Genomic DNA, 25,376 nt, shown 5'->3' on the forward strand with positions numbered 1-25,376 from the left:
TTTTACGGTCCGGGCCCTTGACCAAGGTCAAGGCGCGGCCGCCGGCCAGATGGTGTGTCGCTAGGGCTGTTCGCTCTCGCCCGGTGTCGCGGTGTCGGCCATCTGGTATGTCACTTATGAAATTCGCCGACGTGGTCTGTTGGCTCGAAGGGCGCGCAGCCCTCGCGAGACCAGGACATTTGCAAGCGAATCGGAAGCCAAGGCGTTCGCGCGTTCAAAACTGGACGAAGGGCTGGTCGTGTTTGCCGGCACCATCAATCCGCACCTCCCCAGGCAATTGATCCCCTCGCAGAACATTGCCGATTGGCTCGTCGAACAGTGAGCCGGCTCGGCGCTGCCTCTCCGACACGACGAGCTTCGTGCTGCACCGAAGTTGAAGGCAGAGCCCGAGCACGGTGTTTCGTTTGCCCTTGAGTGTTGCCATTTTGGCACGTGGCTTTTCGTGACTCATATCTAGGCTTCGACCACTGCCCGATTGGGCGAGCGCAAGGACTGCTTTTCTCGATTAACGCGAAGAGACCCGGAGATCATTCCATGAAGAGATTTTTGCTTTCTGTCGCCGCGATTGTCGGCATGGCCACGCCGGCGTTGTCTGCTGACATGGCCGTCAAGGCGGCGCCTGTGCCGGTCCCTCCGCCGGTCTACAACTGGACCGGCTTCTATATCGGTGCGAATGGCGGTTGGGGTGAGAGCCGCACCTGCTGGGATTTCCTCCCCGCCCTCGGAGGTGTCGTGGCCGACGGGTGCAGCTCGCGCTCCGGTGGCGTTTTCGGCGGACAACTCGGCTATCGCTGGCAGGCAGGCCAGTTCGTGTTCGGCCTGGAAGGACAGGGTGATTGGGCGGACCTGAAGAGCTCGCGCCTCAGCCTGATCGATCCGAGGTTCTCGACGACAACGAAGACCGATGGACTGGGTCTCTTCACCGGCCAGCTCGGCTGGGCCTGGGATGCCGCGCTGTTCTACGTGAAGGGCGGTGCAGCGGTCACCAGCAATCGCTATGACATCTGGACCACGGTCGGGGGAATTGGGGTCGCGTCGGCGACGTCGACCCGTTGGGGCGGCACCGTCGGCGTGGGCTTCGAATACGGCTTCACTCCGAACTGGTCCGTCGGGCTCGAATATGACCGTCTTTTCATGGGCGATGCCAACAACACGTTCTCGGTCGTCAATCCCATCGTGGCCGGCGCTGCCAACCGGATCGGACAAGACGTGGATCTCTTGACGATACGCTTGAACTATCGGTTCGGCGGACCGGTCGTCGCGAGATACTGATCTTCGTGAGCCCATGTAATTTGAGCCCCGGCACCATCGCCGGGGCTCTTCCTTTGCTTCAGCACTGCCGGATCAGACGCTCGACGCGCGGCAAACACCGTCGTCAGCGCTTTGCGGCTCCGCCCTTCGCTGCCTCGTAGGCGTCGCGATAGCCTCTGGCGATCGTCCGAACGCCGCGTCCGATGTCGTCATAGACATCGTCAGCGAGGTTCGCGAGCGACACGCGAAGCGACCATTCCGGAGCATCGAATCCGCCGCCGTTCAACAGCACGATCCCGTGGGCTTCGGCCAGCCTGAACGCGAGGTCCAGCGGGTGGACGTTCTTCTTCAGGTATTCAACCGCATCGTCGCCGATGTTCTTCCGGGCCCAGAACTCGAAATCGATCAGGGCGTAGTAGGCATCGTAGTTCGGATTGGGGCTTAGCTTGTCGGCCAGCCCGAGGCCGTCGAGCAGCGACCATAGGCGCTTGTTGACGATCTCCATGCAGGCCGCCTGATAGGCCTTTTTCACGTCCATCATCTCCGCGAGCGAGAACAGGCTCATCATCACCTGCTGCGGCAACGACAATCCCGCGGTGTGATTGAGCGCCACGTCGCGGCTGTCGGCGACGATGCGGTCGATCAGCTTGAGCTTGCGCGGTTCGAGCGTGAGCGGCCCGTAGCGCTTGTCGAGCGCCTTCACGGCGTCGTCCGGAAGCTTGGCGATCATCTTGTCGAAGATGTTGTCCTCGTTGATGGCGATGGCCCCCAGCCGCCATCCCGTGCAGCCGAAATACTTCGAATAGGAGTAGACGCCGATGGTGTTGTGCGGCAGCTCGCCGAGCAGCGAACGGAACCCGTGCACGAAGGTGCCATAGACATCGTCGGTGAGGATCATCAGGTCGGGGCGCTTGGTCTTGACCAGATTGGCCAGCTTGGCAACCGTCTCCTTGCTCAACGCCATCCCCGGAGGGTTGGACGGATTGACCACGAAGAAGGCCTTGATCTTCGGATCCTCCAGCTTCTTGATTTCCTCGTCGGTGAACTGGAATTTGTTCTCTTGCGGAGCCCTGATCTGAACGACCTTCAGGTCGTAATCTTCCAGGTGCGTCATCTCGATGTAGGGCGTGAAGATCGGCGTCGCCAGCGCGATCGTATCGCCCGGCACCAGCAGCCGATTGGCTTTCAGCGACTTGAAGAGGTAGCACATCGCCGCCGTGCCGCCCTCGACCGCATAGATGTCGAACTTGCCGGCCGGCCGGGGCTCGCCGCAAACCGCCCACATCAGGTATTCGTGCACGATCTTCTCGTTGTGCACCAACATGCGGTCCGGCACCGGGTAATTGTCGCCGATGATCGAATCCACCAGCTCGTGGACGAAGGCGTCCGGGTCGAAGCCGAACTTCTTGACCGCAAACGGCAGCATCTCGGTCAGGAAGCTCGCGCCCGGCATGTCCTTGTGCTGTTTGAGCCAGGCCTCGAACCGGCCGGCGATGCCGTTTGCCTGGGGCATGCCGCCGATTCCCGCCGGATGCTCCATCACCCGCTTGCTCTCGGTGATGGCGAACTGTCCGAGCAGGAAGAAACCTTCGCGCGGCGTCGTCGCCACCCAGTTCGGATTGCCCCGCCCGGCGTTCAGGAAGGGCATCTGGCTCCGCTTCGAATTGCTCTTCGCGAGGTTGATCAGCTCGTCCTTGATCTCGAAGGGGCTCAGCGCCTCGAATTTCTTCAGGGTCAGAAGATCGGCCATTTGACACTCCCGGGGCGGTGCAAGCTGTTGGAATGGAGGCGACAGGCTCTGTTGCCTGCGCAATCGCGCGCAGCATGATCGGCGGCCGGTGACGAGCCTTGATCTATGTCAACGGTCGCGCGCCGGCGATGCGATCGCTGCGACGGATTGCCGCTCACGATGCAATGTGCGCGGCAGGCCGCGTGGTGTCGGCAAGATCATGAAATCGCAAAGCTCTCGCAGCTGCGGTTGACATAGATCAACATCCTGCTCGCCAACCGCCATCTGATGTCGGCCGATACGGTTGCTCGCCCTTTTCGGCCACCCCTGCACGAGATCGAAGCGGGCGCACGCCGAAGCCCCGGGACAGCATGAACGGGTGACATCATGATCGATTGGCTCTTCCAGACGCTCCGCACCTATCCCGAAATTGCGATCTTCCTCTCGCTGGCCCTGGGCTACTATTTCGGTTCCTTCACCTATAAGGGGCTTGGACTGGGCGCGGTCACCGCGACACTGGTCGCCGCTGTCATCATCGGCCAGATCGGAATCACCATATCAGGGCCGCTCAAGCCGTTCTTCTTTCTGATGTTCCTGTTTGCAATCGGTTACGGTGTCGGACCGCAATTCGTGCGCGGCATCGCGCAGGATGGCGTCCCGCAGGCCGTTTTCGCGGCGGTGGTCTGCGTCTTCTGTCTGCTGTCGGCGTATCTCGGCGCCAAGCTCGCCGGTTACGACGTCGGATCGGCCATCGGGCTCTATGCTGGCTCGCAGACGATTTCCGCGTCGATGGGGCTCGCGACCGACGCCATCAATCGCCTTGGTCTGCCCGCAGACGAAGCCAAGAAGCTGCTCGATGCCATGCCGGTCGCCTATGCCGTGACCTATATTTTCGGCACGGTTGGGTCGGCAATCGTGCTGGCGCTGCTCGGGCCTGCGCTGCTCGGGATCGATCTCGAGACCGCATGCAAGAAATACGAGGAGGAGCATGGCGGCAAGAAGGAGCTGGGCGGCCCGGGCACGGCCTGGCACCAGTTCGATCTGCGTGCCTACCGCGTCAGCGAGCGTGGGCCGGTCGTTGGCAAGACGGTTGAGCAGGCCGAGGCGCTGATTCCCGATCATCGCGTCTTCGTCCTCCGGCTTCGGCGGGGCGGAAAGATCGCGGAGGCAACCTCCGATACCGTGATTCATGCCGGCGATGTCGTCGCCGTCGCCGGGCGCCGCGATGTGCTGGTGCAGCTGATCGGCGAGCAGGCCGAGGAGGTTGACGATCGCGAGCTGCTGGCAGTTCCGATCGAAGGCGTCGATGTCTACGTGACCAGCAAGGACGTCGACGGCAAGACGCTGGAGCAACTGGCGAAGGAGCCGGGCGCTCGCGGCGTATTCCTGCGCAGGATCGCCCGGGGCGCGATCGCGACCGAGATTCCGATCCTGCCGAACACCAAGATCAATCGGGGCGACATCCTCACCTTGGTCGGCCGCACGTCCGATGTCGCCGCCACCACAAAGCTGCTGGGCCGGCCGGATCGTGCGACAGACGTTGCCGACGTCGCGTTCATCGGCGCCGCCATTGCGATCGGCGCCCTGGTCGGCGCGTTCGTCTACAAGATCGGAAGCGTGCCGCTGACGCTGTCCACCTCCGGCGGCGCGTTGATCTCAGGCCTGTTCTTCGGCTGGCTCCGGTCCGTGCATCCGACCTTCGGCCGCATCCCGTCACCCACCGTGTGGTTCATGAACTCTGTCGGCCTGAACGTCTTCATTGCCGTGGTCGGAATCTCCTCGGGCCCGGGATTTGTCGCCGGCCTGCAAAAGCTCGGCTTCAGCCTGTTCCTCTGGGGCGTCGTCGTGACCACCGTGCCGCTGATCCTGGCGATGTTTGTCGGCAAATACGTGTTCCGCTTCCACGACGCGATCCTGCTCGGATGCTGCTCCGGCGCGCGCACCACGACCGCCTCGCTGGGCATGATCAACGACCGCGCGAAGAGCCAGATTCCCGGTCTCGGCTACACCGTCACCTACGCGGTCGGAAACACGCTGCTGACGATCTGGGGCATGGTGCTGGTGATGATGATGACATAGCCGCGGCGCGGGACCGTGTTGAGACGATGTTGAGCTGGCTGGCGCAATTTCTCGTTCGTTATCCGGAGCTCGCGCTGTTCCTGGTGATCGCGGCGGGCTACTGGATCGGGAGTTTCAGGATCGGCGCCTTCAGCCTTGGCCCGGTGACGGGCGCGCTGTTCGCAGGACTCGCGGTCGGCGATTTTGCGCATGTACCCGTCTCAAGCATGACCAAATCGTTCCTGTTCCTGCTGTTCCTGTTCGGGGTCGGCTATTCAGTCGGCCCGCAATTCGTGCTGGCGATGAAGCGCGACGGGCTGAAGCCGATGCTGATGGCCGTTGTCGTGAGCCTCGCCGGCCTTGCGGCAGCGATCGTCGTGGCACGCGTGCTGCGGCTCGACCCCGGCTTTGCCGCCGGGCTCATGTCGGGCGCGCTCAGCCAGAGCGCTGCAATGGGTACGGCGACCGACGCGGTCAATTCCCTGCCAGTGTCCGAGGCACAGCGCGCGCTGTTTGTCTCGCACATCGCGGTGGCGGATGCGGTCTGCTACATCTTCGGTTACGCCGGCGTGATCACGTTCTGCACGATCGTCGTTCCGGCGCTGCTGAAGATCGATCTGAAGACGGAAGCGCTCAAGCTGGAGCAGACCCTGGGCATCACGCGCGCCAAGCCCGGCCTCGCGTCGGCCTGGCGCAAGTTCGAACTGCGCGCCTACCGGCTGGATGCTCACGCTGCGATCGTCGGATTGACAGTTGCGGCCGCCGAAGCTCGCGTGCCCGGGCAACGTGTATTCATCCACCGTATCCGTCGCGGCGAGCGCATCCTCGAGGCGGAGCCTGCAACGGTGGTCGCGGCAGGTGATGTCGTCGCGCTGTCGGCGCCGCGTCAGATCATCGTCGAACTGATCGGACCGCGCGGGGAGGAGGTGGAGGACCGGGAGCTCCTCGATATTCCGCTGATCTCGGCAGACGTATTCCTGATCAACGCGAAGCTCGCAGGCAGCAGTCTCCAGCAGGCGTCGGAACAAGACTGGACGCGCGGCCTTTATCTGCGCTCGGTGAGCCGGGGCGATGAAGCGCTTCCGATCGCTGCCGGCACGGTTCTGGAGCGCGGCGATATGCTGCGTATCGTGGGTCCTGAAGCTGTGGTGCAGAATGCCGCCAGGAGCATCGGCGTCATCGTTGCGCCGAGTACCACGATCGATTTCGTGGTGCTCGGGCTCGCGATTTTCCTCGGCGGCCTGCTTGGCGTTCTCGTGAGTTTTTCGGTTGGTGGCGTCACGATCTCGCTGAGCACCAGCGTCGGCACGCTGCTCGCCGGACTTCTGGTCGGCTATCTCCGCACACGTCTGCCGTATTTCGGCCGGATCCCCGACGGCGCCATCAGCCTGATGACGTCGCTCGGACTGGCGGCGTTCGTCGGCCTGACCGGGATTCATGCCGGGCCGATCTTCCTTTCCGCGATACGCGAGTCGGGCATCGGGCTGCTGCTGGGCGGCATGATCGTCACCCTGTTGCCGCAGATCGTCGGCTTCTGCTTCGGCCATTTCGTGTTGCGCATGAACCCGATCCTCTTGCTCGGTGCACTGACCGGCGCACAGACGGTCACGGCCGCGATGGCGGCCATTCAGGAGCGCTCGGGCAGCTCAGTGGTGGTGCTTGGCTACACGCCCGCCTATCCGATCTCCAATATTCTGCTGACGACCTGGGGATCGGTCATGGTCGTCGTTTTCGCTGGATGACAGGGCAGGGACGGCCCGCGCCTACCTCGCCATTGAGAGTCGCGCACTAGCAAGCCTCCCCCGGGGTCCGGACGACCGTATTTTGCCTGTTCCGAGCTGAACTACGGTTTCCAGCGAGTCCCTGGGGCTGAAGGGTCAGCGCGACCGGTGGGGCGCATCTTGAGGTCCGGATCGACGCCTTGATGAAGTCCCTCCGCTGGCCGCGTGGCCTAGATTGCGTCGATGTTGCAGGGGACTAATGCGCATTTCGGAGCGAAACATGAATATGAATGCTGAGGCCGATGAGTAACCCAGCCGCAACGCGATCTCGGTGATCGGCAGTTCGCTGCCCAACAATTCGATAGCCTTGAGCAGGCGGAGACGCTGGCGCCATGCGCGCAGGTTCATGCCGACTTCGCGCTCGAAGTGCCGCGTCAAGGTTCGCGGCGACATGCCGATCTCACGCCCCCATCTCTCGGCGTGGCGAGGATTCGCGGGATCGGCGTAGAGGGTTTCACAGAGTGCCAGCAAGCCCGGGTGGGTGGGCCAAGGTAACGCTGCCGAGATCGGCGTCGCCCGCCGCAACTGATCGAGGATGAGCGCGATGACGCGAGCGGCGTAGTGACGATCCTCGCTTTTCAGCGACGCGGCTTCCACGATGAGCGTCCGCAGGAGCGGGGACACATGGATGACCGTCGTGCCGGACGTCATCCCCTGGCTGGCAGCATTGGCGACCCAGAGGCTGCGGAATTCCGCTCCCATCAGGGAGCCGACCGAATGCTTCGTACCGGCCGGCAGCCAGACGGCCTGTTCTGGAGAAATGACGACGCTCCGTCCATCCGCGTTCACGGTGAGCGCGCCTGAGATCGCGTAGACGAGCTGATTCCAGCTGTGACTGTGTTCGGCGAAATAGCCCTTCGCGGGAAGAGACTGCACCCGAACGATCAAAGGCTTCGGCGAGCCGAGGCCGTGCGGGGCATCGACCGTCTTCCAGCCGGCATTCCTTGGCGAAGGGTGACGTTTCATCGACATAAATTGGCAATCTGTAGAGAGAAAAGTCCAGCGATTTCTCCTTAGCTCCGACGTGGTGATCCACGGCCCGGTGGACCGCCACCGGTCTGATCGGCGACGTCTCGTCGACGGACATCTAACGGCGGAGCAAGCCGCAGCGTGAACTTCAATTTTTCCGCTCCCAGCCATGCGGCGCCGATCGCTATTCGCCGAGAGCGCAGCAATGTCGCAAGGCTTGCCGTCGCCCAGGCGCTCGCAGGCGCCAATTCCACGGTCGTCTATGCAACCGGGGCCGTGGTCGGCGACATGCTGGCGCCCACCAAGGCACTTGCGACGCTGCCGGTCTCGGTTTTTGTCGTCGGCATGGCTCTGTGCACGCTGCCAGCGGGCGCTGTCGCGCAGCGCTATGGCCGGCGCACGACATTCCTGCTCGGTGCAGGCAGCGGCGTCCTCGCAGGCTTGATTGCGCTCCTCGCGGTACTCAACGCGTCATTCCCGCTCTTCTGCGCAGGGACCTTCTTTGGCGGCGTCTACGCGGCCGTGGTGCTCTCTTTCCGCTTTGCGGCAGCCGATTGCGCAGCACCTGAACGGCGTCCGCGCGCGCTCTCGGCCGTGATGGCCGGCGGTGTGTTCGCCGGTGTGATCGGTCCACAGCTTGTGACGCACACCATGAACCTGTGGGCGCCGTACCTCTTTGCCGCGACGTTTGTCGGCCAGGCGGTGGTTGCGGCGCTCTCCGCGGTCATTCTGGCGGGCGTTGAGCTTCCTCCGCTGACTGCAACGCATCTCAAGGCCGGAAGGCCGCTCGCTGTCATTGCCCGGCAGCCGCGCTTTATCCTGGCCGTGATCTGCGGGGTCGTCTCCTACCTGCTCATGAATTTCCTCATGACCGCTGCCCCGCTGGCGATGAAGCTCTGCGGGCTGCCTCAGGAATCGGCCAATCTCGGTCTGCAGTGGCACGTCATCGCGATGTACGCCCCGAGTTTCTGGACGGGCCGCCTGATCACGCGCTTCGGCGCATCCGCGATCGTCGCGGTCGGGCTGGTGCTGATTGCGGCCGCTTCGTCGGTGGGCCTGCTCGGGATCGATGTCGTGCATTTCTGCGCGACGCTGAGCCTGCTCGGGATCGGCTGGAACTTCGGCTTCATCGGCGCCTCCGCGATGGTTCTGGAGTGCCATCGCCCCGAGGAAAAAGCGCGCGTCCAGTCGCTCAATGACTTCGTGGTCTTCGGCACGATGACCGTCGGCTCCTTCCTTTCGGGCGGGCTGCTGTCGTCCTTCGGCTGGTCGGCCGTCCTGATGCTGTCGTTCGCACCACTGCTCGGCGCGTTGCTGGCCCTCATCGGCTTTGCAATACCGGCCCGCCGCACGACCAAGTTAGCGTCTCGAGGAGAACCCACATGAGCGTCGCGGAAACCCCGGTTCAATATATGGAGCGAACGCGCCAATATTACCGTGCCCTTGGTTACGACAACGACTATGTCTGGGCGAGCTTTGATGATGTCCCTTTCACCAAACCTGCCAAACCATCGTCGGACCTGCGCATCGCACTGATCACCACGGCCAGTCCGCCGGATTTTGACGGCGTCAAACGGGTGTGGTCGGGTGTGGTTTCGCCGCCGCCCCGGAAGCTGTTTACCGACAACGTTGCATGGGACAAGGAGTCGACCCACACCAATGATCCCGGCAGCTTCTTGCCGGTAGAAGCCGCTTTCGGATTGGTCGGCGAAGGCGCCCTCATCGGACTGACCCGGCACTTTCACGGCGTGCCGACAGAATACAGCCAACGGAAAACGAACGCGGAGGATGCACCTGAAGTCCTGGCACGGGTTCGAAAAGACGGGGCGGATGCTGCGATCCTTTGCCCCCTTTGCCCCGTGTGTCATCAGACCGTAAGCTTGGTGGCCCGGCATCTGGAAGCGAACGGCATTCCGACGGTCATTATCGGCTCGGCGCAGGATGTCGTGGAGCACTGCGGCGTGCCGCGGTTCTATTTCACGGATTTCCCGCTGGGCAATCCTTGCGGGCATCCCTGGCGACCGGACATGCAGCGCGAAATCATGCGCCAGGCGCTCGCCCTTTTTGACACGGCGACGGCGCCGCGAACGACTGTGAAAGCGCCATTTGCGTGGAAGGAGGACGGTTCCCTCTGGCGGCCCCGGTATGGAAGAGTAAATCCAGAGGATCGAGAGCGGCTGCTCAAGCTGGGTGATGAGCGCCGCCAGCGGCAAGCCAAAGCCAAGCAGGTTTCCATGGAGGGAGTGTCATCAAAATGACCGAGAGTTCGATGGGAAATCGGGTGCGCGTTCTTGAAGACCGTTACGGTAACCCCTTGAGCACAAGCTCTGCCGCCGCCCGCGACGCATATGTCGCCGGCGTCGACAAGCTGCTCGCGGCCGGCTCGGGAATTGACCAGGCATTCCGCGACGCGATCGCCGCCGACGAAGGTTTTGCGCTGGCGCACATCGCGCTTGCGCGAACCCTGCAACTGCTCGGTCGCGGCAACGAAGCCAAAGCGCCGCTCGAACGCGCGATCGCGCTGGCGCCGGCTACGACTTCGCGCGAGCAAGGTCATATTGCGATCTTTGCCAAGATTCTGAGTGGTCAAGGCGCTGCGGCGGTTTCGGCGATCGCCGAACATATGAAGCACTGGCCGCGCGATGCCATGGTGCTGGCACCGGCCACCGGTGTGTTCGGCTTGATCGGCTTCTCGGGCAAGTCCGGCCGCGAGGTTGAGCAACTGGCGATGCTGGAGCCGCTTGCAACCCATTACGGCGATGACTGGTGGTTTCGAACGGTGCTCGCGTTTGCCGAAATCGAGTTGCACAGGCTCGACAGTGGTTTCAGGAATATCGAGACCGCACTTCGTGGTTGTCCCCGCAATGCTCACGCTGCGCATATCAAGGCCCATCTGTTCTATGAGAAAGGACAGCGCGAGGAGGGGCTGGCTTACCTCGAGCGATGGAACGCCGCCTACCCACGCGAGGGGCAACTGCATTGCCATATCAGTTGGCATCTTGCCCTGTGGTCGCTGGAGACCGGCAGGCGGGATCAAGCCTGGAAGATCTATCGTGAGGCGCTGCATCCGGGCGGCTCGTGGGGGCCGCAAATCAATGTCCTCACCGATTGCGCGTCGTTCCTTGCGCGCGCGGAGATGGCAGGCGAGCCGCGACATCCGGAACTGTGGAGCGAGATCAGCCAGTATGCGGCGAAGTGGTTTCCCAACTCGGGGATCATCTTTGCCGACATGCACAGCGCGCTCGCCTTTGCAATGGCCGGCGATGCGGAGGCTCTGGCTGGCATCATTGAGAACCCGAAGGGACCCGCCGCGGACATGGTGGTGCCCATCGCGCGCGGCTTCGATGGTTTGGCCAAGGGCGACTGGGCACGGGTCGTCGATGAGCTAAGGCCCGTCCTGGCAACCCATGAAAGGGTTGGAGGCAGCCGCGCCCAGCGCGACCTGCTGGAATACTCGGTGACTTGCGCCTTGCTGCGCAGTGGTCGAGCCGACGAGGCGCGGCGGCTGATCGCGTCACGACGACCGCAGAATGCGGTGAGTGGCGTTCCGCTCGCGGGGATCTAAACGCGGCTTGGTTTAGGGACCTGCACTGGTCAAGCGATCCGAAATGGCGAAGCGGTGGGTTTTGGATGGCGCCACCTGAGGGAGAGTAACGATGCGCATCAACGATGATCTGTCGAAGCCCGTTATCGTTCACGCCTCGAAACTGGACTGGGTGGCCAGTCCGTCGGCCGGCGTGGATCGGCGCATGCTGTTCCGCATTGGCGGCGAAGTCGCGCGCGCCACCTCGATCGTGCGCTATGCTCCCGGTAGCGCCTTCCCGCGTCATACGCATGGCGGCGGAGAAGAGATTGTCGTCCTTGAAGGTACCTTTCAGGATGAGCACGGCGACTATCCCGCGGGCAGCTACTTCCGCAACCCTCCCGGGACGTCGCATGTCCCCGCCTCGAAGGACGGCTGTACGATCTTCGTGCGGCTCTGGCAGTTCCGGGACGAGGACCGGACTCAGGTCGTGCGTCAGCCAGGTGAGGGCCAACAGGTTGCGCCGCGCCCCGGTGCAAGCAGCGTCAGCGTGCTATTTGACGACGGCCACGAGGAGGTCCGCCTTGAAGACTGGCGGCCGGGTGAAGTCATCAGCCTTGCGAACGCGCGCGGGCTCGAGTTCTTTGTTCTATCGGGGGGACTGACGATCGGGTGCGAGACGCTGCAGCCGCAGGGCTGGGGTCGGCTACCCGCCGGCGTCGACCTGAAAGCAAGGGTTGGCCCGCAGGGCGTGAAAATCTGGATCAGGGAAGCGCCGCTGCTGCATCCGGATGTCTGTCGACTTCCCGGGTAGCCGCGACAATCCTGACCGCCTCTGCGCTGAGCTCCTTGCAATGGCGAAGCTACTTTGCATGGGGTTGTTTTCGATATTTTGGTTGGGCCGGGCCTGTTCCGCCGGGGCAGCGTTCCGAAACATCATGTTGCATCGAACCGATGTTACGGCTACGCAATTGAGATGACATGGAAATTTTCCGTCGCCCCGATGATGGATTGGAGCGAGAGTTCAATTTTTTCAACCAATTAGAAGGTGGCGTGTGCACGACGTGTGCACCGGGAGATCAAGAAAAATCCCACGGCGGGCAATGTGAGCAGGTTCGAACGGGGTGCCCCCGTCAGACAGGCGGACATGCACGACATGAATTTTCGCAGGGCAGGGCACTTTCGCTGACGAACCAATTTCAATTGTCGGAGCCGCCGCATCAGCATCGCGCGGCTTTGGTGGTCTGACTGAGAACAGATGCAGTGTGGGTTGGTAGCGCTCCCCCCCTACTATCTTTCCCCACACTCCTTTGACGCGGTTCGGATAGGCCTTTTCGCCCAGCAGGGCATTTAGCCGGCCTGCGATCTCCACAGTTACGCTGCCTGGCCGCTCTGGATCGCGGAAAACGGTGACGGTCTCGACGAGGTCCCTGATGGCTTCGGCGGCCTCTCCGTCGCCCGCGCTGATACCCTTCGCTAGCGCTTCCTCAAGACGGCCGAGTTGTTCCTCATACCGCTTCAGAATAGCCGGATGCAGCGCAACTTCCTTTGCGGCCGGCGGTGCATTCTGCAGCTCCTCGGAGATGCGCTTTCGTTCGGCACCCAAGGCCGTCGATCTTGGGCCAAGAATGGATGGGTCTCCGAGTCCCTTTGCGATCGCATCAACCAGTCGGTCGATCTCCCTGTTCAGTTTTCCGAGCTGTTGCTCAAGACCTTGTCTCTTCGCAACTGACGCCGATGCGAGACGTTTCCTTTCCTCGAGGTACGTGCGCACGTACTCGGAAATTCGTAGCTCTGGGCGGGTGAAGCGCTTCCCAACAAATCAATGATCAAAGAAAAAAGCGCGCAATGGGGCCAGTTTCGTGGAACGAGGCCGTGAACCCATAAAGCTGCCGAGCTGACGGCTCGCGAGAGCTCGCTGTGCTCCGGTAGCGATCAAATTCCGCATCGAACGAAATGACGCGACGGGTCAAGAGGCAAAGTGGGCACGCATCAAATTGAAGAGGCCGCCAGCTGAGGCGCCCTCTTTAATTGAGTGGCCCCAGCAACATGGGGGCCTGTGTAGGGGAAAGGCTCGTTGCTGGGGCCTGCTACTGGCCCGCTTGGCGCGTGCGGGCCAAGTGCCCAAAATTCTTAAACCAGCAGTGCAGCGGCAGCTAGCGCGATTGGGCAAAGCCCCGGCACGATGATGCCGGCGCGGAAGACTATCTCGGCCATTGGCGCGCCCCCAAACCGAATGGGACCACTTTAGTGTAGGTTTGGAGCTTCTCGCGAGGAAAGTGCGATTTGTGCCACTTTATCCCGGGTCCGTATTCTTACGGTGCCGTCAGAAGCGCGGCCTCCCAAGTGGTGACTCGCCCTTATCCCGAGCGCTGGAAATGCGTTCACTCACGCAGAGCCGGCATTCTCGAAGGTCATTGAGATCTTCAGCTATGTGCCAGTCACGGACCTTATCGATTACGATTGCCTAATTGACGCGCCGTTTGTAATGATTTCTGAAGGGCAGCCCCAAGACGGGAGGTCGAGATGCCAACGTCATCTCACCTTTTGCGGTGGTCGACCAAGATGCTGCCGGAGCGCTCGCGGTTCTCGACGTTCCGTGAGGAATTTGCGCGGCTGAACCTCGCGTTGGACGTGATAGACCACAGCGGTGGCCGCCCGCGGATCGACGTTACCTACTTGCCGCTTGGCGCGGTTGGCGTTTGCCGCCTTGTCACGACGCCGGTCGAGTTTATCCGTCAGAAAAATCATCTCAAGGATAGCCGTGACCAATTCGGACTGAACATCATCGAGGCTGGACCGGTGCAATTTGCAAATGCTGGCCAGGAACATGTCTATGGCGCGGGCTCTGCTTGTTTGGTCGATCGGGGAAGGCCACTGCGAATATTTGGACCACGTGGCGGCAGTGTCAGTTTCGTGACCGTGCAGGCCGCTGCCCTAAAGTCCCTGGTTGCGCAACCGCAAGATTTATCAGGTCGACCGGTATGTCCGGGACCGGCGCTTACGCTTCTCCACCGCTATCTGCGGTCGCTCGCATCCTTCAAAGAACCTCCGTCATCAAAACTGATCTCCGCCGCCGGTCTACATCTCCTCGATCTCGCGGCTGCAACGCTAGGGCCGAACGCCGAAGCTGCCAACATTGTTACTGAGCGCGGTGTGAAGGCAGCGAAGCGGCAGGCGATCCTGGAGGAGGTCGCGCAACACTTCAGCAATCCCAATTTTGACCTGGACAATGTCGCTAGGGCGCTTGGCATGTCGCGGCGATACGTACAAAAATTGCTCGAGGAGACGGGAAAGTCGTTCACCGAGCACCTTGCGGGATGCCGGCTTGAGCGTGCTTTCGCGATGTTGACGGACCCAAACTATCTGCATTTGGCCATCATCGAAATTGCGTTTGCAGTAGGCTTTGGTGATGTCTCTTATTTCAATCGCATGTTCCGCCAGCGCTTCGGCGAGACGCCATCAGGCGTGCGCGCCGCAACCATGGGGAAGCAGAAGTGATCCTGCGACCCCTTACAGTGCGCCGGCGATGCCGCTGAAGAGCGGGCATTTTGTGGGCTTCGCACATTCTAGAGCATGGCCGCTTCGGATCAAAAGTGTCCCTTGGCCGGTTGAAGATACCCAATTTATGTCCCGACTTGTCCGAAAGCCGACGTGAATCATAGGCTTGCCGGCTCCAGAATGGCACGCCTCGCTAACCGAGGAGGTCAACATGGCTGACGTCTCAAGCACTACTGAAGAAGTCATACCCAAGCACGTACCCTGGAATAAGGGAAAGATCGTGGGAGCGAAGCCGCCGCTCAGGCCTAATCACGTGTGGTCCATTCGAACGAAGCTATAAGTCGAGGAGCGCATTCGGGACCTTGCTCTGTTCAATCTCGCCATCGATAGTAAGCTCCGCAGTTGCGACGTCGTGGTGCTAAAAGTTGATGATGTCGCGCCGAGCGGCTTGCGCAATCGTTCGGCAGAAGAAGACCGGTCGACCAGTCCAGTTCGAACTGACCGAGACAACGCGGCAAGCCGTCGATGACTATCTTAAGACGACCGGAAAAGGGCCAGGTGACTATCTGTTCGCGGGCTGCCGCAGGTACAATTTGTTTGGGACGCACTCACTACGCCGAACAAAGGCAACCCTGAGCTATAGGCGGACGGGCAACTTGAGAGCCGCCCAACTCTTGCTCGGTCATACCAGGATTGAAAGCACCGTCCGATATCTCGGCATTGAGGTTGATGACGCCCTAGCCAAAGCGGAACAGGTTGACGTCTGAAGTGCCCGGGCAGAGCGGACATACTCTGCCCGACCTGCCTCCGCTGCCTCGCGCCAACAGCAGACGTTCGCGAGCGAAGTTTTGCCTCCCGGGGCGGTACGAAGGTCTCGCCTATGCTCCAAATACTGGAACGTCACTGGCGCATGCAACTCGCAGTCCGACATCTGGCCACCCCAGGGATCAGCGTTGCACAAGTGGGAGCAGAGGTCGGTTACGAATCCGAGGCGGCCTTCAACCGCGCCTTCAAGAAACATGTTGGCGTACCGCCGGGTTCATGGCGAAGAAGTAAATCATCGCCAGCTCTGGAATGACTCTGTGCTAGTCGACCATGTCCGAGTTGGGTCATTTTCACCGCTGTCGAGAACCCAGGTAGACCGAAGGTCGCCTCCAATTGTCTGTAAGCGGACATAGGCTGAGGAGGTTTCTCGGCCGAGAATGACTGGCCTCATCGACTGAGGAGGTCACCATGACCGATGCCCGAGGATTCAATGAGACGCCAAGCGTGTACCGTGGAATAAGAGAAAGATCGTTGGCGCGAAGCCGCCACTCCGCCCCCGGGGCTCGCTCCCGGACCTGTGTTTGACTATTACGGTTTAGCGCTTCAAGCCGCCGGTGACGGGCTCGGAGCAGTTCTTGCCATGCGAGCTTATGTCGAGGCGGACATAGCCGCAGGACGCCTGGTAGCCCCCTTTGTGCTGACCGTGCCGAAGATCGAAGCGTGGTATCTAATTTTCCGGCCCGGTCGGGCAAGAGCCCCCGGCCTGCGAGCCTTTCACGATTGGCTCAAGGCCGAGATCGAGCTCGACAACAGTTGGCCAGTTGGTGACTACCCGCCAAAGGCGGTTGCCTCGAAGGCAGGCACGCGCCTGGAGAAATCGTCCAGCCGAGCCACGAGCTTTGGCCTGGTTTTGCGCCATTCTCCTCCAAATCGCAGGTCCAGAAACCCCAGCCCGCAAGCCTTCGCAATTGCGCCGATGTGCGGCCTGTCGGACCAGTCGAATGGCGCCGCCTCCATCGCATCCAGAGCTCGCTCCATCTTTCCCGCATGGTGCGCAAGCCATTTCTCGCTATGCATCTCCGCCGGTCGCCAACGTTTTTCATACACGCGCAGCAGCGCAGCATCAGTCATCCCCGACGCGAGAGCGTGAGCAACAAGCACGTCAATGCGTGCCGAGCCTCTTGGAATGAGCGCCTCTCCGCCGCCAAGGTCATTGAGGAATTCGAGAATGACCAGTGAATCGTAGATGGTCCTGCCGTCATCCAACAACAATGTAGGCACTTTCCCGAGCGGATTCTCTGTCCGAATCTGATCGGCTGGATCGTAAGTGTCCGCAAGGCTCACCTTCACCTGATCTTCAAGCCCAAGGACAGATACAGCGATCCTGACCTTGCGAGCGTAAGGCGAGGTTGCCGATATGCGGAAAGTCATCATCGTTCGTCCCTTTCTTGCTGACCGTCTAGTTAAGGAAGCGCCAATCGCACACGGCAGGCGTGACAGCAAGCTCGTACAATAAATCTTCAAGGCAGATACCCATATCGAAAAGATTCATTACTCGAACGCAGCGCCACACCTTAGCTGTTGTTTCAATCGACAGCCAACGACTCGGTTGCGCCGAGTGTTCCGGGCGGATGGCGGGACGCAGACCTGAACGTCACTCGACGGCGCGATAGCAAAAATGCCGCGCTGATTGGTGACGCCAAGGCAAATGCGAACAGCTTTCCAACGTGGCGACACGGCGGGCCGCGGCATTTAACTTCGTCTGCACCGCTGCCGGCGAAACCATAAAGACGCGTCGTCGATGGGTGCGAGAGAGGCGAAAACGAAAGAGCTTATTTGGGAGCGAGTATGTCCAGGACCGTCTCTGACGCTTTAATCAAGAAAGTCTCCGTGCGGCTTATTCCAGTCCTCTTCGTCTCTTACGTCCTGGCATACCTTGACCGCATCAATGTCGGCTTCGCAGCCCTCAAGATGAACGCAGACATCGGCATCTCGCCTTACATTTTCGGGCTCGGCGCTGGCGTCTTCTTTCTCAGCTACTTTGTCTTCGAAGTCCCAAGCAATCTTGCTCTTGCAAAATTTGGCGCCCGGAAATGGATTTCGCGCATCATGATCTCCTGGGGGATCATCTCTGCCTGCATGGCTTTCGTGCAGGGACCAACCAGCTTCATTATTGTTCGCTTCTTGTTGGGCGTCGCGGAAGCCGGCTTCTTTCCGGGCGTCATCCTCTATCTGACGTTCTGGTTTCCACAGGAGTACCGGGCTCGAATTGTTGCGGCGTTTATCGTGGCGGTGCCCGTCTCCTTGGCGCTTGGTGGACCGCTCTCGACGGGATTGCTGAGCATGGACGGGGTCCTTGGCCTGCGAGGGTGGCAATGGCTATTTATCCTTCAGGGAGTGCCGACGTTTCTGTTCGGATTTGTTTTTTTGGCCATCATGCCCGATCGACCCCGTGACGCGACCTGGCTGACGGGAGAAGAGCGCTCAGCGCTTCAAGGAGCAGTCGACGAAGATGACGGCGCAGTCGCAGCAAACCACGGCTCCGACACGCTGCAGGCGATGACGGATCCTCGAACGCTCGCACTCGCGTTCATTTGGTTTGCCAATACCACGGCGAATCTCGGCTTGGCGTTTTTCTTGCCGCAGATGCTCAAAGGTCTCGGTCTCACCGACATGCAGACCGGCATTGTGACCTCCGTGCCCTATATTTTTGGGACGCTCGGCATTCTTGGGTTTGGCTACATTTCCGACAAGTACAATGAGCGTCGCTGGACGCTGTTTGTCGCGCTCGCTCTGACGGCGGTTGGCCTGTTCGGAGCGGGACTTTTGACGGGATCCCTTCTTACGGTTGGAGTTGTGGCTGTCGCTGCTATTGGAATCTACGGTGCGAAGCCGCCATTCTGGCCGTTGCCATCGACGTTCATGACCGGGAACGCCGCAGCAGCTGGTATAGCCTTGATAAACTCGATTGGAAACCTCGGCGGATTCGTCGGTCCGTACGCGCTAGGTTGGATCAAGGACTCGACGCAGAGCTACCAGGCAGGTCTTTATTTCCTCGCGGTGCTCACATTGATAGCTGCGGCGTTGACACCTTTTGTCGTCAATGCGCGGTTCACCAATGGGCAGAAACCGTCGACCGGACTCAAGCGCGCGTGAAGGCGGCCATCGGAACAGGACGCGTTGGTAATTCGGAATGTGTCCTCGAAGCCCCGCTCGGAAAATAATCGCGCCGGGCCTGGCGCAGTTAGCTGAAAGGAAATCACACATGAGCATCAATATCGCACGCATCGAGGCATTCCTCTTTCGTGCAGAGGTGAGCGAGCCGGTAAAGACCTCTTTCGGCAGCATCCCGCGGCGAAGCGTGCTGCTCATTCGTGTCGAGGATCGCGACGGGGCGCACGGTTGGGGTGAGATCTGGTGCAATTTTCCTCCCTTCAGTGCCGACAATAAGATACGATTGTTCGAGACGGTTATCTGTCCGGCGGCGCTGTCCGGTAGTTATGTCGATCCCGCCGATGCTTGGCACACACTGACTGTTCGTACCCATCGATGGGCTATCCAGGGAGCAGAACCTGGACCGTTTGCCGCGTGCCTTGGCGGTCTGGATCTCGCGTTGTGGGACCTTACGGCCAGGCGTGAGAAGAAGACGCTGCGTAGCCTATTGAGCAGCGGCCAAACTTCGAGCACGGTCGGTGCATACGCGAGTGGCCTCAACCCAGATACCGCGTGCGAGACTGTCGCGCGTTGTCGCGAAGCTGGTTTCCGTGCATTCAAGGTCAAGGTGGCGTTCGGCGCCGAGATGGACTCGCGCGTCGTTTCAACGCTCGCTCGCGACCTTCGACCGGGCGAGCGGTTGATGGTTGACGCGAACCAGGGTTGGGACCTGTCGGAGGCGCGGCGATCAGTGCCTCGGTTGGGGGCGTTCGGTCTTGAGTGGATCGAGGAGCCAATCCCTGCTGACAGGCCTCAATCGGAGTGGGCTGAGTTGGCCTTGCTGTCTCCGGTCCCTCTCGCCGGCGGAGAGAACGTGATGGGGTATGACGCCTTCGCTACGTTGATCAACAACGGTCATCATGGGATCGTACAGCCCGACATGTTGAAATGGGGTGGCGTCACCGGCGCTTTCGCAGTGGGGCGGCGCGCGGTGGCCTCGGGCCGGTCATATTGCCCGCATTGGCTGGGGAGTGGCATCGGCTTGCTCGCGGCCGCGCAGGTCCTCTCCGCCGTGGGCGGCCCCGGAATGCTGGAACATGACGTCATGGAGAACCCGTTGCGTGAAGCGCTCGCGCAGCCGTTCCCGCGAGTGAAGGACGGCGTATTCCCGCTTCCCGAAGCGCCGGGACTGGGCGTTGAACCCGACCTTAAGGCCAGCGCGGACTGGCTCGTGACGCGCGCGGAATACCGAGCTTCGAAGTAGTAGAACGCAGCTGAAAGTCGCGTTGGTTCCGGAGTGAACCGGTGCCGACGCTTCAACCCAAATAATTGCGCCGTCCGATCTGGGAGCCATCCGTGTTGAACCGATTCATAGTGACCCTCATGCTTTCTCAATTCGTATCGACCCTAGCCACTTCGACGGCCGGACTCGCCGCGGAAGCAAAAAACTACGGACCGCTGACGATTGAACGTCAAGGAAGCTTCTTCGTCGGAGGACGCGAGATAAAGAGCGATGCGCTGTCGACGATCCCGCAATTCATCTCGCAGGGCACCGTCGAGGTGGACCAGATGTACGTTCGCTATCAAATGCCTCTGCACCCCAAGCCTTATGCGATCACGCTGATCCACGGCTGCTGTCTGACCGGCAAAAGCTGGGAAACCGCGCCGGATGGACGGATGGGCTGGGACGAGTATTTCCTCCGCCGCGGCTTCAGTGTCTATGTCGTCGACCAATCCTGGCGCGGCAGGTCGGCTGCCAGTCCCGTTGCCGTGAACTCGGTGAAGACCCGCAAGCTGCCTCCGGATTCGCTGCCCGCTTTCATATCGGCCGGCCGGGAAGGGGCGTGGCCTCTGTTTCGCTTTGGGCCGGAATATCCGACTGCGTTCCCCGGTCTGCAGTTCCCGATCGAGGCGCAAGATGAGTTTTGGAAGCAGATGGTGCCCGACTGGAACTATTCGATGGCTCCGCCGGTGCCCACCGTCAAGGCTCTTGCCGAGCTGTCGCAGCGCATCAAGAGCACGATCCTGATCAGTCACTCCCAGTCCGGAATCTATCCCTTCCAGACCGCAGCGATGAATCCCAAGGGCATCGCGGGCATCATTTCGATCGAGCCAGGCGCATGCCCCGGCACAGACTTCAACATGTCGAGCCTCAAGGGGATTCCGATTCTCGTCCTCTTCGGAGACTTCGTTGAGAAATCCGAAGCCTGGTCCAAGAGGCTGCAGGGCTGCAAAGCGTTTGTGGGCGCGGCAAAAGAGGCTGGTGTTCAGGCCGAAGTCGTCTCCCTTCCTGATGTAGGCATACACGGCAACTCGCATATGCTGATGCAGGACAAGAACAATCTGCAGGTCGCCGATTGGTTGATCGATTGGACGGCCAAGCACGTCAAGTGAAGTCGCTGACGCCGCCTGACGTCGACACAATTGGCTCTTGAGAGATTGGGGCAGTGTCGAAATCCACGCAGCGTATGCCTGAGATTGGTGAAGCCGAGAATGCTCGGCTCGTTTGACCGCACGATAATTCGGCGGTGGTCTTAGCGTCCTTGTGGAGCTGGCGCTTGCCGGTTTCGGCCCGCGTCAGCTACGAGTGCGTTCGATTTGTCCTGAGCTATCTTTTGGATAGATATGGTCATCTAGATTATTGATAAGTGTTTGATACTAATGCCATTTACAGATTGCTCCTTGCAGTGCTTTACTTCGCTCAGTCGGAGCATTGCCCTCAAAGGGAGTTCCCAATGGATGTTAGCGATCTCAAAGTTTTCGAAGCGGTAGCTCGGTTGGGTAGCATGAACCGTGCAGCGCTGGAGCTGAACACGGTCCAATCGAACGTGACAGCCAAGATCCGTAATCTCGAGTTGGAGCTAGGCGTCCAACTATTCCAACGCCAAGCTCGCGGAGTGCAACTCACTCCTGCAGGGCGACGCCTGCTTCCTTTTTCGCCAAAATTGTCGAAGCTGCTTTCCGATGCCAAGACAGCTGCGCTAGACGACGGCTCTCCAAACGGAGAGCTGGAAATCGGGACCCTCGAAACGACGGCGGCGTTGCGACTGCCAACGGTTCTCGCGAACTTTGCTCGTACCTATCCCTTGGTTAGATTGGTCGTCACCACAGGCACCACCTGCAGTCTCGTCTCGGACGTTCTCGATTGCCGTCTAGATTCCGCCTTTGTCGCAGGCCCGATTGGCCATCCCGACCTCTTGCATACCCCGGTGTTTCGGGAAGAGCTCGTGCTGGTCGCTCCTAGATCGCTCCGTTCCTTGGAAGATCTTGGCTTCCTGCAGAATTTGCAGACAATCGTGTTTCGAATTGGATGCTCCTATCGGCTGCGATTGGACACATTCCTGGCGAGTCGCGGTCTCCTTGTGACCCAACCGCTGGAGTTCGGCTCCGTCGACGCCATATTGGGATGCATTGCCGCTGGAGTGGGTATTTCCTTGTTGCCGAAAGGAGTGGTTGCTTCCGCCTGGCGTGATGGGCGCGTGTCGATACATGAACTGGCCCCCGAAGACGCGATCGTAGAGACGGAGTTGATCCGCAGAAGGGACACCTATGTGTCAAGCGCCATGTCAGCTTTTTTGAACTGTCTGACCTCCGAGAGATTCCCGACACTTCAGGCCGCGGAATAGTTGGTCCGTATGTCGACCTGGATGAGGCAACTTTGTTTTTGCCTCGTTGGTACGAGGACTCTGGTCGTGCCTACCAGAAAGGGACAAGTGCCGTCGAACTGACGGCAACGTCGCAGATGGCCAATGGAGGTCTATGACAAACCTGAAATGATCGTCGTTGCACCGGAATTTCTGATCTTGGCCGCACGACGCGCAAGACCGAAGAGTGCTTCCTGTAAGGCCGCTCTCGCAGAAGGAGGGACGCCGATGACGGCGTCCCCCCAGTCCTACTCATCAGCTCATGGTCGGCATGACGAATTCGGCGCCAGCGCGGATTCCAGTCGGCCACCGCGTCGTGATCGTCTTCAGCTTGGTGTAGAATCGCACGCCCTCAGGACCATGCATATGATGGTCGCCGAAAAGGGACGCTTTCCAGCCGCCGAAGGAATGGAAGGCCATCGGAACTGGAATCGGGACGTTGATTCCGACCATTCCAACCTGAATCTGGTGCGCAAATTCTCTCGCTGCGTCACCGTCTCTGGTGAAGATCGCGGTGCCGTTGGCGAGTTCATGGCTGTTGATCAGGCCCGCAGCATCGTCATAGGATGCCGCGCGACTGACAGCGAGCACCGGACCGAAGATCTCTTCGCGATAGATCTTCATGTCCTTCGTCACATTGTCGAATAGCGTGCCGCCGACAAAGTAACCCTTCTCGTATCCCTGACGCCTGAAGTCGCGGCCGTCCACCACCAGCTTGGCACCCTCGGCGACGCCTGCATCGATATAGCTGCGCACCTTTTCAAGGTGCTGCTTGGTCACCAGCGGGCCCATTTCCGCCTCCGGATCGGTGCCCGGACCGATGTTCAGCGCGCGCACCTTCGGAGCCAGCTTCTCGATCAGCCTCTCGGCCGTTGTCTTGCCGACCGGCACGGCAACCGATATGGCCATGCAGCGCTCGCCAGCGGAGCCATAGGCTGCGCCCATCAGCGCGTCTACGGCTTGATCCATATCGGCATCCGGCATGACGATCATGTGGTTCTTCGCGCCGCCGAGTGCCTGGCAGCGCTTGCCGTGCGAAGTGGCGGTCTCGTAGATGTAGCGAGCGATCGGCGTCGAACCGACGAAGCTCACAGCAACCACGTCGGGGTTCGTGATGAGCGCGTCCACGACCTCCTTGTCACCTTGAACGACGTTGAAAACCCCATCCGGAAGGCCCGCTTCCTTCAGCCATTCGGCCATGATGAGCGAGGCGGATGGATCTCGCTCCGACGGCTTGAGCACAAAGGTGTTGCCGCAGGCAAGCGCGACCGGGAACATCCACATCGGAACCATGGCCGGAAAATTGAATGGTGTAATGCCGGTGACCACCCCAAGGGGCTGCCGGACCGAGTGGCTGTCCACTCGCGTGCCTACGTCTTCCGTCATCTCACCCTTGAGAAGCTGCGGCGCGCCGGTCGCGAACTCAACGACTTCCATGCCGCGCTGAATTTCGCCCCTGGCATCCGAGAGCACCTTTCCGTGCTCCGCGGTAATGACCTCGGCGAGTTGGTCTATTCTATCTTCGAGGATGCGGAGGAAACGGTTAAGGATGCGCGCGCGCCGGAGCGGTGTGGTGTTTGCCCAACCTGGAAAAGCCTTGCGGGCCGCTGACACGGCCGCATTGACGTCTTCGGCTGACGCCAGGCCAAGCGTTCCCGTCTGCTCACCCGTCGCAGGATTGAACACCGGCGAGGTTCGCTTGCTTCGGGATGGCGCCAACTTGCCGTCGATAAAATTTACGATAGTCGCGGACATGGATCTTCTCCCTACGGTGCTTGATCGGCTCAATGTGTTTCTTCTAAAATTGCGCATCAATCACAGAATGTGCGGCTTCGTTGTGCAGAAAGTGTAGTCGATGGATTGGGAGCGGATTCGGATTTTTCTCGAAGTGGCGCGAGCAGGGCAGATCCTGAAGGCGTCGAAGCACCTGAAACTGAATCACGCAACCGTCGCCCGTCAGCTCACTGCATTGGAGAAGAGTCTCAATGCCAGGCTGCTCGAGCGGCACACGTCCGGTTGTACGCTGACGCCAGCAGGGGAGGCTTTGGTCGGAGCCGCGGAACGCGCGGAAAGTGAATTTCTCAAGGTCGGCTCAACGATCGGGGCGGGCACGGAAGCGATAACCGGTACCGTCCGAGTGGGTGCCCCGGATGGCCTCGGCAATTACTTTCTCGCAGAGCAGTTGGGCGCGCTGGCGGCCCGACATCACGGGTTAGTCATCCAATTGGTGCCGCTTCCACGCACTTTCTCGTTGTCTCGCCGGGAGGCCGACATCGCCATCACCCTCGATCGACCAAAACAAGGTCGCCTCATCCTGTCGAAACTGACGGACTACACACTGAGCGTCTACGCTGCTCAGAGCTATGTCTCGCGCGAAGGTCCGATCGTCACTCAAGCCGACCTGGCTGGCCGCTTATTTGTTACCCATGTCGAGGACTTCGCTTACAGCCGTGCCCTGGACTACGCATCGTCGCTCGGACGTCTTATGTCGCGCCGCTACGAATGCGGAAGTGTTGTTGCGCAAATGGAGGCCGTTCGTAACGGTCACGGCGTGGGCATCCTGCACGACTACGCCGCCGTTCGCTTTCCCGAATTGACTCGCCTGCTTCCCGCCATTCGCTTTGTTCGAAGTTATTGGATCACATCGCATCCCGACACGCATGAGACGCAGCGCGTTCGGGAAGTTCACCGCTTTATCGCCGGCGCAGTTAAGGTGGCGAAAGCATCTTTCCAAGTCGGCTGACAATCACCGTCGTTGGCGCGCGCCTTCGCGAAATGGCCTTTTTCACGCCCTCGCGCTTGAGCTGCCCGGGCCGCGGAACGAAGTCCAAGCGCCATCAATGAAAATGATAGGTATATCTCCATAAATCGCTTTAAGCGGCGGCCAACTACCTTAATGCTGCGGCGGATTTAGAACCTCTGAGAGGTGGCCGGGGCGGAAACCGCAGGCATTCTGGCGTCAAGCCAAGTCATTGAAGCGTCGTTTCCGTGTTGCAGCCATT

At 60.6% G+C, this 25,376-nt stretch carries 20 protein-coding genes and 2 pseudogenes; 17 read left to right on the forward strand and 5 right to left on the reverse strand.

Annotation, left to right across the window (positions count from 1 at the left end; translation table 11 throughout):
• Positions 1-91 precede the first annotated feature (91 nt).
• Together QJT82_RS02235 and QJT82_RS02240 are read left to right on the forward strand one after the other, a co-directional pair.
• Positions 92-322: a hypothetical protein gene (locus QJT82_RS02235; protein WP_028344998.1), complete on the forward strand. Its 231-nt coding sequence runs from the start codon at positions 92-94 to the stop codon at positions 320-322.
• A 212-nt stretch (positions 323-534) separates the two neighbouring features.
• Entirely contained in the window at positions 535-1,272 is a 738-nt protein-coding gene (locus tag QJT82_RS02240; protein WP_018271002.1) for an outer membrane beta-barrel protein, read from the forward strand.
• Between the two features lie 103 nt (positions 1,273-1,375).
• Here QJT82_RS02240 and aspD read toward each other — a convergent pair whose 3' ends face one another.
• Entirely contained in the window at positions 1,376-3,001 is a 1,626-nt protein-coding gene (gene aspD / locus QJT82_RS02245) for an aspartate 4-decarboxylase (protein ID WP_028344997.1), read from the reverse strand.
• Positions 3,002-3,367: 366 nt separating this feature from the next.
• Between aspD and aspT (QJT82_RS02250) the strand changes: the two genes are divergently transcribed.
• Both aspT (QJT82_RS02250) and aspT (QJT82_RS02255) read left to right on the forward strand, forming a co-directional pair.
• A complete protein-coding gene (gene aspT / locus QJT82_RS02250) occupies positions 3,368-5,059 on the forward strand; it encodes an aspartate-alanine antiporter (RefSeq protein ID WP_028344996.1) in 1,692 nt (563 codons plus the stop codon).
• Between the two features lie 26 nt (positions 5,060-5,085).
• Entirely contained in the window at positions 5,086-6,780 is a 1,695-nt protein-coding gene (gene aspT, locus QJT82_RS02255; RefSeq protein WP_028344995.1) for an aspartate-alanine antiporter, read from the forward strand.
• Between the two features lie 135 nt (positions 6,781-6,915).
• Here aspT (QJT82_RS02255) and QJT82_RS02260 read toward each other — a convergent pair whose 3' ends face one another.
• Positions 6,916-7,791 (reverse strand): helix-turn-helix transcriptional regulator, encoded by an 876-nt coding sequence (locus tag QJT82_RS02260; RefSeq protein ID WP_051448203.1) that lies wholly within the window; start codon positions 7,789-7,791, stop codon positions 6,916-6,918.
• Between the two features lie 177 nt (positions 7,792-7,968).
• Here QJT82_RS02260 and QJT82_RS02265 point away from each other — a divergent pair, with 177 nt between their 5' ends.
• The 4 genes from QJT82_RS02265 to QJT82_RS02280 all read left to right on the forward strand — a co-directional run bounded on the left by QJT82_RS02265 (position 7,969) and on the right by QJT82_RS02280 (position 12,125).
• Positions 7,969-9,174 carry an MFS transporter gene (locus QJT82_RS02265; protein ID WP_245288972.1) on the forward strand — a complete coding sequence of 402 codons (1,206 nt, stop codon included), beginning with the start codon at positions 7,969-7,971 and terminating at the stop codon, positions 9,172-9,174.
• A complete protein-coding gene (locus tag QJT82_RS02270; protein ID WP_028344993.1) occupies positions 9,171-10,046 on the forward strand; it encodes a hypothetical protein in 876 nt (291 codons plus the stop codon). Before QJT82_RS02265 ends, QJT82_RS02270 begins: the two co-directional genes overlap by 4 nt.
• The gene (locus QJT82_RS02275) at positions 10,043-11,353 is read left to right on the forward strand and encodes a tetratricopeptide repeat protein (protein WP_028344992.1); all 1,311 of its coding nucleotides are present in this window, start codon (positions 10,043-10,045) and stop codon (positions 11,351-11,353) included. Before QJT82_RS02270 ends, QJT82_RS02275 begins: the two co-directional genes overlap by 4 nt.
• Before the next feature lie 91 nt (positions 11,354-11,444).
• Positions 11,445-12,125 carry a cupin domain-containing protein gene (locus QJT82_RS02280; protein ID WP_028344991.1) on the forward strand — a complete coding sequence of 227 codons (681 nt, stop codon included), beginning with the start codon at positions 11,445-11,447 and terminating at the stop codon, positions 12,123-12,125.
• A 219-nt stretch (positions 12,126-12,344) separates the two neighbouring features.
• On the opposite strand, the gene QJT82_RS02285 is transcribed toward QJT82_RS02280, so the two are convergent.
• Positions 12,345-13,085 carry a hypothetical protein gene (locus QJT82_RS02285; protein ID WP_028344990.1) on the reverse strand — a complete coding sequence of 247 codons (741 nt, stop codon included), beginning with the start codon at positions 13,083-13,085 and terminating at the stop codon, positions 12,345-12,347.
• Positions 13,086-13,837: 752 nt separating this feature from the next.
• Between QJT82_RS02285 and QJT82_RS02290 the strand changes: the two genes are divergently transcribed.
• The 4 genes and pseudogenes from QJT82_RS02290 to QJT82_RS02305 form a co-directional block, all read left to right on the forward strand.
• Positions 13,838-14,812, forward strand: a complete 975-nt coding sequence (locus QJT82_RS02290) for an AraC family transcriptional regulator (protein WP_080687041.1) — start codon at positions 13,838-13,840, stop codon at positions 14,810-14,812.
• Between the two features lie 211 nt (positions 14,813-15,023).
• Positions 15,024-15,579 (forward strand): annotated as a pseudogene (locus QJT82_RS02295) (integrase).
• Between the two features lie 143 nt (positions 15,580-15,722).
• A complete protein-coding gene (locus QJT82_RS02300) occupies positions 15,723-15,890 on the forward strand; it encodes an AraC family transcriptional regulator (protein ID WP_225159436.1) in 168 nt (55 codons plus the stop codon).
• A gap of 231 nt (positions 15,891-16,121) precedes the next feature.
• Positions 16,122-16,361: pseudogene (locus tag QJT82_RS02305) on the forward strand (LysR substrate-binding domain-containing protein); the annotation flags it as partial.
• Between the two features lie 44 nt (positions 16,362-16,405).
• Here QJT82_RS02305 and QJT82_RS02310 read toward each other — a convergent pair.
• Entirely contained in the window at positions 16,406-17,011 is a 606-nt protein-coding gene (locus QJT82_RS02310; RefSeq protein ID WP_028344988.1) for a glutathione S-transferase N-terminal domain-containing protein, read from the reverse strand.
• A 414-nt stretch (positions 17,012-17,425) separates the two neighbouring features.
• Here QJT82_RS02310 and QJT82_RS02315 point away from each other — a divergent pair, with 414 nt between their 5' ends.
• From QJT82_RS02315 to QJT82_RS02330, 4 genes are all read left to right on the forward strand, one after another.
• Positions 17,426-18,733 carry an MFS transporter gene (locus QJT82_RS02315; RefSeq protein WP_028344987.1) on the forward strand — a complete coding sequence of 436 codons (1,308 nt, stop codon included), beginning with the start codon at positions 17,426-17,428 and terminating at the stop codon, positions 18,731-18,733.
• A 109-nt stretch (positions 18,734-18,842) separates the two neighbouring features.
• Positions 18,843-19,994 (forward strand): mandelate racemase/muconate lactonizing enzyme family protein, encoded by a 1,152-nt coding sequence (locus QJT82_RS02320; RefSeq protein ID WP_035634223.1) that lies wholly within the window; start codon positions 18,843-18,845, stop codon positions 19,992-19,994.
• A gap of 92 nt (positions 19,995-20,086) precedes the next feature.
• Complete coding sequence (locus QJT82_RS02325; RefSeq protein WP_225159441.1) at positions 20,087-21,124, forward strand: esterase; 1,038 nt, start codon at positions 20,087-20,089, stop codon at positions 21,122-21,124.
• 341 nt (positions 21,125-21,465) lie between these two features.
• On the forward strand, positions 21,466-22,356 hold the full coding sequence (locus QJT82_RS02330) for a LysR family transcriptional regulator (RefSeq protein ID WP_035634220.1): 891 nt from the start codon (positions 21,466-21,468) through the stop codon (positions 22,354-22,356).
• Positions 22,357-22,629: 273 nt separating this feature from the next.
• On the opposite strand, the gene QJT82_RS02335 is transcribed toward QJT82_RS02330, so the two are convergent.
• Positions 22,630-24,129, reverse strand: a complete 1,500-nt coding sequence (locus QJT82_RS02335) for a CoA-acylating methylmalonate-semialdehyde dehydrogenase (RefSeq protein WP_028344985.1) — start codon at positions 24,127-24,129, stop codon at positions 22,630-22,632.
• A gap of 100 nt (positions 24,130-24,229) precedes the next feature.
• Between QJT82_RS02335 and QJT82_RS02340 the strand changes: the two genes are divergently transcribed.
• Positions 24,230-25,117: a LysR family transcriptional regulator gene (locus tag QJT82_RS02340; protein ID WP_028344984.1), complete on the forward strand. Its 888-nt coding sequence runs from the start codon at positions 24,230-24,232 to the stop codon at positions 25,115-25,117.
• Positions 25,118-25,376 lie beyond the last annotated feature (259 nt).

The organism is Bradyrhizobium sp. Mp19 (assembly GCF_029952935.1).
Lineage (GTDB): Bacteria > Pseudomonadota > Alphaproteobacteria > Rhizobiales > Xanthobacteraceae > Bradyrhizobium > Bradyrhizobium elkanii.

Excerpts from the sequence above, each read along its gene's own strand:
- QJT82_RS02270 (WP_028344993.1), top strand. The coding sequence starts at position 9,171 with ATGAGCGTCGCGGAAACCCCGGTTCAATATATGGAGCGAACGCGCCAA.
- QJT82_RS02300 (WP_225159436.1), top strand. The coding sequence starts at position 15,723 with ATGCAACTCGCAGTCCGACATCTGGCCACCCCAGGGATCAGCGTTGCA.
- QJT82_RS02340 (WP_028344984.1), top strand. The coding sequence starts at position 24,230 with ATGGATTGGGAGCGGATTCGGATTTTTCTCGAAGTGGCGCGAGCAGGG.
- aspD (WP_028344997.1), bottom strand. The coding sequence starts at position 3,001 with ATGGCCGATCTTCTGACCCTGAAGAAATTCGAGGCGCTGAGCCCCTTC.
- QJT82_RS02240 (WP_018271002.1), top strand. The coding sequence starts at position 535 with ATGAAGAGATTTTTGCTTTCTGTCGCCGCGATTGTCGGCATGGCCACG.
- QJT82_RS02330 (WP_035634220.1), top strand. The coding sequence starts at position 21,466 with ATGGATGTTAGCGATCTCAAAGTTTTCGAAGCGGTAGCTCGGTTGGGT.
- aspT (WP_028344996.1), top strand. The coding sequence starts at position 3,368 with ATGATCGATTGGCTCTTCCAGACGCTCCGCACCTATCCCGAAATTGCG.
- QJT82_RS02315 (WP_028344987.1), top strand. The coding sequence starts at position 17,426 with ATGTCCAGGACCGTCTCTGACGCTTTAATCAAGAAAGTCTCCGTGCGG.
- QJT82_RS02310 (WP_028344988.1), bottom strand. The coding sequence starts at position 17,011 with ATGATGACTTTCCGCATATCGGCAACCTCGCCTTACGCTCGCAAGGTC.
- QJT82_RS02260 (WP_051448203.1), bottom strand. The coding sequence starts at position 7,791 with ATGTCGATGAAACGTCACCCTTCGCCAAGGAATGCCGGCTGGAAGACG.
- QJT82_RS02335 (WP_028344985.1), bottom strand. The coding sequence starts at position 24,129 with ATGTCCGCGACTATCGTAAATTTTATCGACGGCAAGTTGGCGCCATCC.
- QJT82_RS02275 (WP_028344992.1), top strand. The coding sequence starts at position 10,043 with ATGACCGAGAGTTCGATGGGAAATCGGGTGCGCGTTCTTGAAGACCGT.
- QJT82_RS02280 (WP_028344991.1), top strand. The coding sequence starts at position 11,445 with ATGCGCATCAACGATGATCTGTCGAAGCCCGTTATCGTTCACGCCTCG.
- aspT (WP_028344995.1), top strand. The coding sequence starts at position 5,086 with ATGTTGAGCTGGCTGGCGCAATTTCTCGTTCGTTATCCGGAGCTCGCG.
- QJT82_RS02320 (WP_035634223.1), top strand. The coding sequence starts at position 18,843 with ATGAGCATCAATATCGCACGCATCGAGGCATTCCTCTTTCGTGCAGAG.
- QJT82_RS02290 (WP_080687041.1), top strand. The coding sequence starts at position 13,838 with ATGCCAACGTCATCTCACCTTTTGCGGTGGTCGACCAAGATGCTGCCG.